The sequence below is a fragment of the Providencia sp. PROV033 genome (genome assembly GCF_028484855.1).
GTDB lineage: Bacteria > Pseudomonadota > Gammaproteobacteria > Enterobacterales > Enterobacteriaceae > Providencia > Providencia alcalifaciens.
On the sequence record NZ_JAMPSW010000108.1, the window covers coordinates 1 to 10,689 of the forward strand.

Genomic DNA, 10,689 nt, shown 5'->3' on the forward strand with positions numbered 1-10,689 from the left:
AATTTTGGTATATCTATAGGGCTATCATCAAAGTTATCTGAAAGTAAGCGATCTCTATCTTGTATTGAATTAAATTTAACATTTGCAGTGATATTAAGATCTGGTGATTTAAAAAACCATTGATAATTACATGGGTATTTCTCCGGATCAGTCAAAAACTTCCATTCATAACTTTTTTCTAAATTATTTTTCTCTTCTTTTAGCACTCTTATTTTATTTAAAGATTCCTGATAACTTAATGTTAATTTCTCTTGAGGTGATGGTTCTTGTGGTGATGGTAATGGTGTGTTTACCGTATCTTCTGATACTATATTTTCTCGATTTACATCCCTATCTCTAGATATCTCCAGATTATAATTATCATTCTCTATAATTCTTGTGATAGTTTTCAAATGGTCATATTGCTCATTTATACTATTATTATTAAAAGCATAATCACCATAAAAAAGATCATCATTCGTTACATCAGTAAAATTAAAAGGGACTGGGTTGGCATAAACAGTCATTGAATCTATATAGAGCATAATTAACATCCTTGTTGTTTAAAAACAGCAAAGAAGTTAAATTTAAAATCTTTTATAGTCAACTAAGTGTAAATATCAAAATTATAGCCATTATAATATTTATATAATTAAGAAAATAAGTTAGCACTGCTTTATTAATTAATAATAAAAAGACCAAAACATTTCTGCTTTGGTCTTCAATTCGCTTATTTCTTGCTAAAAAAGAAAATTATTTTTTCTTTTTCGCTTTCGCGTTTGGTAAGTCAGTGATGCTACCTTCGTAGATCTCTGCAGCCATACCAATTGATTCATACAGTGTTGGGTGAGCATGAATAGTTAATGCTAAATCTTCAGCATCACAACCCATTTCGATTGCCAAACCGATTTCGCCCAGTAATTCACCGCCGTTAACACCAACAACTGCACCACCGATGATACGGTTAGATTGCTTGTCGAAAATCAGCTTAGTCATACCTTCAGAACAGTCAGATGCGATTGCACGACCTGATGCAGCCCATGGGAATGTTGCTGTTTCGTAGCTGATGTTTTTCTCTTTCGCTTCTTTCTCAGTTAAACCAACCCATGCAACTTCTGGCTCAGTATAAGCGATTGATGGAATAACTTTAGGATCGAAGTAGTGTTTCAGACCTGAAATAACTTCAGCTGCAACGTGGCCTTCGTGAACACCTTTGTGAGCCAGCATTGGTTGACCTACAATGTCACCGATAGCAAAGATGTGAGGAACGTTAGTACGCATTTGTTTATCAACGTGGATGAAACCACGGTCATCAACTTCAACGCCCGCTTTACCTGCGTCTAAGTTCTTACCGTTAGGCACACGACCGATAGCCACTAACACAGCGTCATAACGTTGTGGTTCAGCTGGTGCTTTTTTGCCTTCCATTGAAACGTAGATACCATCTTCTTTCGCTTCAACAGCAGTCACTTTAGTTTCTAACAGTAAGTTGAATTTCTTGCTGATTTGCTTAGTGAATACTTTAACCACGTCTTTATCCGCAGCTGGGATAACTTGGTCAAACATTTCAACCACATCAATTTGTGAACCCAGTGCATGGTATACAGTACCCATCTCAAGACCGATGATACCGCCACCCATGACCAGCAGACGCTCAGGAACTTCTTGCAGTTCTAATGCATCTGTTGAATCCCAAATACGTGGATCTTCATGAGGAATAAATGGTAACTGAATTGGACGTGAACCCGCAGCAATAATCGCATTATCAAAATTGATAGTGGTGCTGCCGTTTTCGCCTTCAACAACCAGTGTATTCGCGCCAGTAAATTTACCCAGACCGTTAACTACGTTAACTTTACGGCCTTTTGCCATTCCCGCTAAGCCGCCGGTCAGCTGGTTAATCACTTTTTCTTTCCACAGACGAACTTTGGAAATGTCAGTTTTTGGCTCGCCAAATACAATACCGTGCTCAGCTAATGCTTTAGCTTCTTCGATAACTTTAGCAACGTGCAGTAATGCTTTAGAAGGGATACAACCAACGTTTAAACAAACTCCACCAAGAGTTGAGTAACGTTCTACCAAAACAGTTTCTAAACCTAAGTCAGCGCAACGGAATGCCGCAGAATAACCTGCTGGGCCTGCACCAAGCACAACGACTTGGGCTTTAATTTCAGTACTCATCATGACCTCTTTTTGTTTTGTCCAGCGGGGCCGCCGAATAAACGAATTTTCCACTGGTAAAGTACACACCGCAAGCAGTTTACAGAATTGTTAACATCCTGAAAAGGCTGAATACGTGACGTAACTCCCAACCTTTCGTTGCAACAGCGAAAAACTCTGCCCCAGCCTAAATAAAACAGACCGGTCAATTGACCGGTCTTCTTAGTTACATTACCAGACGGCGGATATCGCTCATCAGTTGTCCAACTAAAGTGATGAAGCGCGCACCATCAGCGCCATCAATCACACGGTGGTCAAATGACAAGGACATTGGCAGAATCAGGCGAGGAACAAACTCGCTACCATTCCAAACTGGTTTGATAGAAGAGCGAGACAGCCCCATTATTGCCACTTCAGGTGCATTCACGATTGGTGCGAAGCCAGTCGTACCGATACCACCTAAGCTAGAAATAGTGAAACAACCGCCTTGCATGTCTGCTGCGGTCAGTTTACCTGCACGCGCTTTCTTAGACACTTCGCCAAGCTCACGAGATAACTCCATAATGCCTTTTTTGTTCACGTCTTTGAAAACAGGAACCACTAAGCCATTTGGTGTATCAACCGCGATACCGATATTGATATATTTTTTCAGGAACAGACGCTGTGCATCTTCTGAAATAGAGCTGTTGAAGCGTGGCATTTCTTCCAGAGCACGGGCAACCGCTTTCATCACGAAGACTAATGGAGTGATTTTCACATCCAGTTTTTTCTTCTCAGCTTCTTTGTTCTGTTGCTTACGGAACTCTTCAACTTCAGTGGTATCCACTTCTTCCATCAGAGTTACGTGCGGGATCATGACCCAGTTACGGCTCAGGTTAGCGCCAGAAATTTTCTGGATACGACCCAGCTCAACTTCTTCAACTTCACCAAATTTGCTGTAATCAACTTTCGGCCATGGCAGCATCCCCGGTAAACCACCGCCAGCTGCTGCTGGTGCTTCCGCACGCTTGATTGCATCTTTAACGTAAGCTTGAACGTCTTCACGTAAGATACGACCTTTACGACCCGTACCTTTCACTTTCGCTAAGTTCACACCGAATTCGCGCGCTAAACGACGAATAACCGGTGTTGCGTGAATATACGCATCGTTCTCAACAAATTCATTTTTGCTATCAGCAGTTTTAGCTGGAGCAGAGGCTACTGGCGCAGCTGCTGGAGCTGCAACTGGTGCTGAAGCCGGAGCTGCAGCTGCACCCGCAACTTCGAAAGTCATAATCAGGGAACCAGTTTTGACTTTATCGCCAGTCGCAATCTTGATCTCTTTAACTGTACCTGCGAATGGTGCCGGTACTTCCATTGATGCTTTATCGCCTTCAACGGTGATTAAAGATTGCTCAGCTGTTACGGTGTCGCCAACTTTGACCATGACTTCGGTAACTTCAACTTCATCACCACCGATATCTGGCACGTTAACGTCTTTGATTGCCGCTGCGGCTGGTGCCGCTGCCGGTGCTGCTGGGGCAGAAACCGCTGCTGCAGGCGCTGCGCCCGCAACTTCGAATACCATGATCAGCGAGCCAGTTTTTACTTTATCGCCAGTCGCAATTTTGATCTCTTTGACAGTACCTGCAAATGGCGCAGGGACTTCCATTGAAGCCTTATCACCTTCAACGGTAATCAGAGATTGCTCAGCTGTGATTGCATCACCCACTTTCACCATAATTTCGGTGACTTCAACTTCATCACCACCGATATCTGGCACAGCAACTTCTTTCAGTGCAGAAGCTGCAGGTGCTGTTGGTGCTGCCGCAGGAGCTTCTGGAGCCGCAGCCGGCGCAGATGCACCTTCTGCCGAATCAAAGATCATGATTAATTTACCAGTAGTAACTTTGTCACCAACTGCAATTTTAATCTCTTTAACCACACCCGCTTGTGGAGATGGGACTTCCATAGACGCTTTATCACCCTCAACAGTGATGAGCGATTGCTCAGCTTCTACTTTATCACCAACTTTAACCATCACTTCGGTGACTTCAACTTCATCAGCACCGATATCTGGCACTTGGATTTCAATAGACATTGATTATTACCTCTTATGCCAAACGTGGGTTAACTTTATCTGGGTTGATGTTGTATTTTTTAATCGCTTCTTCAACGACTTTAACATCAATCTCACCACGTTTAGCCAATTCACCTAACGCTGCAACGATGACATACGTTGTGTCCACTTCGAAGTGGTGACGTAGGTTCTCACGGCTGTCAGAACGACCAAAACCATCTGTACCCAGAACACGGTATTCACTTGCTGGAACATAAGTACGGATTTGCTCAGCGAAGAGTTTCATGTAGTCAGTAGAAGCAACTGCTGGAGCATCATTCATTACTTGAGCAACATACGGTACGCGTGGTGTTGCTGATGGATGCAGCATATTCCAACGTTCACAGTCTTGACCATCACGCGCCAATTCAGTGAATGATGTTACGCTATAGACATCAGAACCAATTCCGTACTCAGCGGCCAGAATATCAGCGGCTTCGCGAACATGGCGCATCATAGAACCTGAACCTAATAGCTGCACTTTACCTTTGCTACCTTCAACAGAAGCCAGTTTATAGATACCTTTACGGATACCTTCTTCAACACCTTCCGGCATTGCGTGCATGTGATAGTTTTCGTTCAGAGTCGTGATGTAGTAATACACGTTCTCTTGTTTCTCGCCGTACATACGCTCTAAACCGTTTTGCATGATCACCGCAACTTCATAAGCGTAAGCTGGATCATAAGAAATACAGTTAGGAATCGTCAGAGATTGGATATGGCTATGACCATCTTCGTGCTGTAAGCCTTCACCATTCAATGTTGTACGACCTGAAGTACCACCGATCAAGAAGCCACGAGCTTGTTGGTCACCTGCTGCCCACATTAAGTCACCAATACGTTGGAAACCAAACATAGAATAGTAAATATAGAATGGGATCATTGGCAGGTTATTGGTGCTGTATGATGTTGCAGCCGCTAACCATGAAGAACCGGCACCCAGTTCGTTGATACCCTCTTGCAGAATTTGACCTTTAGAGTCTTCTTTATAGTAAGCAACTTGCTCACGATCTTGCGGAGTATATTGCTGACCTTTCGGACTATAGATACCGATTTGACGGAACAGACCTTCCATACCGAAGGTACGAGCTTCGTCTGCAATGATTGGTACTAAACGCTCTTTGATAGAGTTGTTTTTCAACATGACATTCAATGCACGAACAAATGCGATTGTTGTTGAAATCTCTTTAGATTGTTCTTCCAGTAATTGACTGAAATCTGCCAGTGTAGGAATTTCCAGTTTTTCATCGAATTTAGCACGACGAGCTGGTAAATAGCCACCCAGAGCTTGACGACGCTCATGCAGGTATTTGTATTCTTCTGAATCTTTATCGAAAGTGATAAATGGCAGTTTTTCAATTTGCTCATCAGCAACTGGTACATTGAACTGATCACGGAAGTGGCGAACGCCATCCATGTTCATTTTCTTAACTTGGTGAGCAATGTTTTTACCTTCTGCAGTTTCACCCATACCATAACCTTTGATGGTTTGAGCTAAAATAACAGTTGGTTTGCCTTTAGTTTCTTGCGCTTTTTTGAATGCTGCATACACTTTCTTCGGATCATGACCACCACGGTTCAGGGCCCAAATTTCGTCATCAGTCATATCTTTCACTAATGCAGCCGTTTCAGGATAACGGTTGAAGAAGTGCTCACGCACATATGCACCATCGCGTGATTTAAATGTTTGATAGTCACCGTCAAGGGTTTCGTTCATCAATTGGACCAGCTTACCGGTAGTATCTTTACGCAGTAGCTCATCCCAACGATCGCCCCACATAACTTTAATAACTTGCCAGCCAGCTCCGCTAAAGATGCCTTCTAACTCGTTAACAATTTTGCCGTTACCTGTAACCGGACCATCTAAACGTTGCAAGTTACAGTTAATAACGAAGACTAAGTTATCTAACTTATCGCGTGTTGCGATAGTGATTGCGCCTTTAGATTCTGGCTCATCCATTTCACCATCACCTAAGAAAGCATAAACACGCTGTGCTGACGTATCTTTCAGTCCACGGTTATCCAAATATTTCAGGAATTTAGCCTGATAAATCGCATTTAGTGGTCCCAGACCCATTGAAACGGTCGGGAACTGCCAGAAATCTGGCATCAATTTAGGGTGCGGATAAGAAGACAGACCTTTACCACCAATTTCTTGACGGAAGTTATTCATCTGTTCTTCAGTTAAACGACCTTCTAAGAATGCACGCGCATAGATACCTGGGGAGATATGGCCTTGGAAAAAGACTAAGTCACCACCATCATTGTTGTTATGAGCGCGGAAGAAATGGTTGAAGCAAACTTCATATAAAGTTGCGGAGGACTGGAATGATGCCATGTGGCCACCCAGTTCTAAATCCTTTTTAGATGCACGCAGAACGGTCATTACAGCGTTCCAGCGAATTGCAGAACGGATACGGCGTTCTAAATCCATGTTACCAGGGTATGCAGGTTCATCTTCAACAGCAATAGTGTTGATGTAATCAGAACTACCAGATGCACCAGCGGCAATGTTAACACCGCCTTTACGTGCTTCGCTTAATACCTGCTCGATAATAAACTGTGCACGATCAACACCTTCTTCACGGATGACCGATTCAATCGCCTGTAGCCAGTCGCGAGTTTCAATCGGATCCACGTCATTTTTTAACATATCTGACATGGTGTATTCCTTATCTGTTATCTATTTTATATGGTTATGTGGAGCCTATCTTCCCAGTGCTTTCTTCATACGATTGTCTTCATGACAGTGAAAACAACAGGAAGATAGGCCCTAATGTAGTTGCCGCTTTACTTCTAATTAAGAGTGCTCACAGTAATGCAGACGCAGCAGTCAGGATCCGCATTACTAATTTTTAAATCTGATCTAAGCCAGGATGTTGCTGTAATCGGCGTAGCGAACGTTCTCTGCGAGTTTGTTCACGACCAATATCCAGCAGCAAGTCCTCAATGAAAGCGAGGTGCCGATGTGATGCCTCTCGCGCTTTTTCTGGTTCTCTTGCAACAATAGCGGAGAAAATCTGTTCTCTATGTTCACTTACCGCGTTATACATCTCTTTGCGGGTATACAAGAACTCAAAATTCTGTCGAATATTTTGCTCTAGCATTGGGATCATGCAGCGTAGTAAATGAAGGAGCACTACATTATGCGCTGCTTCCGTTACAATCAGTTGATACTGTAATACCGCATCTGATTCTGCATTAAGATCGCCACTTTCTTGAGCCGATTTAATCAATTCATAGCTTTGACGGATACGCTCAAGATCTTCTTCTGTACCACGTAATGCCGCGTAATAGGCAGCAATGCCTTCTAATGCATGACGAGTTTCTAAAAGATCTAATTGAGATTCTGGGTTACCAGCGAGTAATTCGGTCAATGGGTCACTAAAACTTTGCCACATCTGCTTTTGTACAAATGTGCCACCACCTTGACGACGAGATAGAAGACCTTTTGCTTCTAAGGTTTGAATAGCTTCACGCACTGATGGTCTTGAGACATCAAATTGCTTCGCAAGTTCACGTTCAGGAGGCAGCTTTTCGCCGGGGCGTAAAGTCCCCTCGAATATAAGATGCTCAAGCCGCTGCTCGATTACATCAGATAACTTTGGTTGGCGAATTTTACCGTAAGTCATAATCTGCCATTTTCATAGTGAGTAATTATTGATTATCTAGTACCCAGTGTTAATTGGTCATACCAATTATTTTATGGCTTAATAAAGTAACAAAGTATTCACTATCTGTCCATAAAGACCTTGAGCTAAATCATAAAATCCTGCAAGTTTTAACGATTTTTTTTAAAAAAAGCATTAATTAATAACCAACCCTTGACTAAACAACACACAATATTAACAAAAATAATGATTTTTTATGCCATAAAAACCAAAACTGAAGCGTTACAGCTCACCAATTAGTGAATACTTATATATAAATAGTGAATTTTAAATCAAATTGTGAGTTATATGTTTATTCCTACTTATAAGTACAATTTTATTGGTTAAAAATTTGTTAAATTAATAGCGATTAAGAATGATATTAAATCATTCATTACATAATAACTTACCATCAATGGTAAACATTTATGTCCTAAATATGCAGTGTAATTCGATAAACACAAAAGATATCTAAAAGAATAATTACTATGAGCATAACGATTAATCTAGGGCAAATCATTCAAACGATCGACTGCCCTTATCTCATTCAATACAGTCTATGCCCTTAGCTTTGTGCTTATTCACTTTTGACATTCGTAAAGCGCATTGAAAGATCTAACGCTTGAATGTGTTTCGTTAATGCGCCGACTGAAATAAAATCAATGCCCGTTTCTGCAAATTCTCTGATCGTTTTATCTGTGACATTCCCTGACACTTCTAAGGCAGCTTTGCCATTCGTAATAACCACTGCATCTTTCATCATGTCAGTCGTAAAATTATCAAGCATGATAATGTCTGCGCGGGCTTTGATTGCCTGTAACAGCTCTTCTAAATTTTCAACTTCAACTTCAATAGGAACATCTGGGTGAGCTTGACGAGCAAGAGAAACCGCTTGAGAAACTGATCCCGCAGAAATAATATGGTTTTCTTTGATGAGATAGGCATCTGACAAACCTAGTCGATGGTTATAACCGCCCCCCATGAGTACTGCATATTTTAATGCACTACGTAGACCGGGAATTGTTTTACGGGTATCTAATAATTTAGCCCGTGTACCTTCAAGAAAAGCCACATACTTTGCAGTTACTGTGGATACAGACGATAACGTTTGAATGAAATTCAATGCAGTTCTTTCGCCCGTAAGCAAGATTTGAGAAGGTCCCTGCATTTTGCATAGCACTTGATTAGGCGAAACTTTATCGCCATCCTGTACTTTCCAATCTACTTTAACTTTGTTACCTAGCTGGTAAAAAACCTCTTCTAGCCATTTTTGCCCACAAAAAACACCTTCTTCACGAGTAATAATCTGAGCATGTGCTTGTGTTTCTTTACTTAATAACTGCCCAGTGATATCCCTTTTATAATCAATAATCTGACCAAGATCTTCTTTTAAAGCCACGCTGACCATGAAAGGAATATCAGCGACTAATCTTGCCATGAGCATTTTGCGTCTTTCTTGTTCATCATAACGTCGTGTAGTCATCGTTCACTCCAAAATATGCACCCGCAGAGATCTCAATTATGTTAATCTTTTCTAATTACGGGCACTTACAAAAAAGAAAAGAGCATACTATGGATACTGATATGAAAATACATGATGGATGGCTAAATAATGTGACTCATATCCCTTCTCCACATCAGGATGACCGCCCAGAAGGAGAAACCCCTTCACTTTTGGTTATTCATAATATCAGCTTGCCTCCGGGGCAATTTGGTGGTCCTTATATTAACCAGCTATTTACTGGCACTTTAAACCCTGAAGAACATCCTTTTTTTGAGGAAATTAAACATCTGCGTGTTTCGGCTCACTGCCTTATTCGCCGTGATGGTGAAATTATTCAATATGTCCCCTTTAATAAACGAGCATGGCATGCTGGTCAATCCAACTACCAAGGAAGAGAAAAGTGTAATGACTTTTCTATTGGCATTGAGTTAGAAGGTACTGACTATGAAGCATTCACTGAAGCTCAATACTTAGCGTTAGCCAAGCTAAGCCAATTACTGATAATCGAGTACCCAAAAATTAAACAGAATATTACAGGTCATAGCGATATAGCCCCTACTCGAAAAACCGATCCTGGCCCTCACTTTGATTGGCTATATTATAAAAATTTACTCTAATGTTTATTCATTTTCTGCTCTCTCCTTTTTAGCTAATGTGGATAAAACTCCCCATTAGCTCATTTCTATCTCTGTATCTATTTATATCAGCTCAGCACATTCGTTTTTATTACAAAAATTGCCCTTAATACATTTTTGCGAGAACGCTCGAAATAAAATGAGACAGACCACTATTTGCAGTATCTATTTACAAAGCCACTCGTAATCTGCGTTTTCATCCTGTGTTTTCGCTAAAAATAGTCTCTAAAATGAAATCTCAAACTACCAAGGAGATTTTATTTATGGATCAAAAAGGATTTTCACTCGTTGAAATCATGGTTGTTATCGCAATTATTTCAATACTGAGTGCCGTTGCTATACCTGGCTACCAAAGCTATATGCAAAAAGCAGCTATGACCGACGTTCTACGGACCATATTGCCTTATAAAAACAGTGTCGAACTATGTAATTTTAACCAAGGTATTTTGGCTAAATGTAATTCTGGAAAAGAGGATATTCCGAGCAATATCAAAGGAAAGTATCTGAAACAGATCGATGCGAAAGCCGGCGTTATTACTTTTGTCGGTGATAAGACATTAACGGGCTTGTCAGGGGTTTTGACTCCAATCAATTCAACAGCGAATACCCCATTTTCTTGGGGAGTTAGTTGCCTAGCTGATAATGATGCTGAACTAAAAAAAT

At 41.2% G+C, this 10,689-nt stretch carries 7 protein-coding genes and 1 pseudogene; 2 read left to right on the plus strand and 6 right to left on the minus strand.

The features are described 5' to 3' along the window. From PSF16_RS14805 to nadC, 6 genes and pseudogenes are all read right to left on the minus strand, one after another. Positions 1-524, minus strand: a pseudogene (locus PSF16_RS14805) (adhesin); the annotation flags it as partial. 208 nt (positions 525-732) lie between these two features. Further along, entirely contained in the window at positions 733-2,160 is a 1,428-nt protein-coding gene (gene lpdA / locus PSF16_RS14810; RefSeq protein ID WP_006661171.1) for a dihydrolipoyl dehydrogenase, read from the minus strand. 205 nt (positions 2,161-2,365) lie between these two features. After that, positions 2,366-4,219, minus strand: coding sequence for a pyruvate dehydrogenase complex dihydrolipoyllysine-residue acetyltransferase (gene aceF, locus PSF16_RS14815; RefSeq protein WP_272689543.1), 1,854 nt, complete (start codon positions 4,217-4,219; stop codon positions 2,366-2,368). Positions 4,220-4,232: 13 nt separating this feature from the next. After that, entirely contained in the window at positions 4,233-6,899 is a 2,667-nt protein-coding gene (gene aceE / locus PSF16_RS14820) for a pyruvate dehydrogenase (acetyl-transferring), homodimeric type (protein WP_006660778.1), read from the minus strand. A 193-nt stretch (positions 6,900-7,092) separates the two neighbouring features. Continuing rightward, complete coding sequence (gene pdhR / locus PSF16_RS14825; RefSeq protein WP_006661169.1) at positions 7,093-7,869, minus strand: pyruvate dehydrogenase complex transcriptional repressor PdhR; 777 nt, start codon at positions 7,867-7,869, stop codon at positions 7,093-7,095. 595 nt (positions 7,870-8,464) lie between these two features. Continuing rightward, on the minus strand, positions 8,465-9,370 hold the full coding sequence (gene nadC, locus PSF16_RS14830) for a carboxylating nicotinate-nucleotide diphosphorylase (RefSeq protein WP_006660776.1): 906 nt from the start codon (positions 9,368-9,370) through the stop codon (positions 8,465-8,467). 101 nt (positions 9,371-9,471) lie between these two features. Between nadC and ampD the strand changes: the two genes are divergently transcribed. Next, positions 9,472-10,008 carry a 1,6-anhydro-N-acetylmuramyl-L-alanine amidase AmpD gene (ampD, locus tag PSF16_RS14835; protein ID WP_036964207.1) on the plus strand — a complete coding sequence of 179 codons (537 nt, stop codon included), beginning with the start codon at positions 9,472-9,474 and terminating at the stop codon, positions 10,006-10,008. A gap of 281 nt (positions 10,009-10,289) precedes the next feature. Next, positions 10,290-10,689, plus strand: a 400-nt coding sequence (ppdD, locus tag PSF16_RS14840) for a prepilin peptidase-dependent pilin (RefSeq protein WP_272689544.1), incomplete at its 3' end; no start/stop codon positions are given.

What these genes read in the sequence shown, in the direction of transcription:
- lpdA (WP_006661171.1), bottom strand. Translation starts at nt 2,160, where the DNA reads ATGAGTACTGAAATTAAAGCCCAAGTCGTTGTGCTTGGTGCAGGCCCA.
- aceF (WP_272689543.1), bottom strand. Translation starts at nt 4,219, where the DNA reads ATGTCTATTGAAATCCAAGTGCCAGATATCGGTGCTGATGAAGTTGAA.
- aceE (WP_006660778.1), bottom strand. Translation starts at nt 6,899, where the DNA reads ATGTCAGATATGTTAAAAAATGACGTGGATCCGATTGAAACTCGCGAC.
- pdhR (WP_006661169.1), bottom strand. Translation starts at nt 7,869, where the DNA reads ATGACTTACGGTAAAATTCGCCAACCAAAGTTATCTGATGTAATCGAG.
- nadC (WP_006660776.1), bottom strand. Translation starts at nt 9,370, where the DNA reads ATGACTACACGACGTTATGATGAACAAGAAAGACGCAAAATGCTCATG.
- ampD (WP_036964207.1), top strand. Translation starts at nt 9,472, where the DNA reads ATGAAAATACATGATGGATGGCTAAATAATGTGACTCATATCCCTTCT.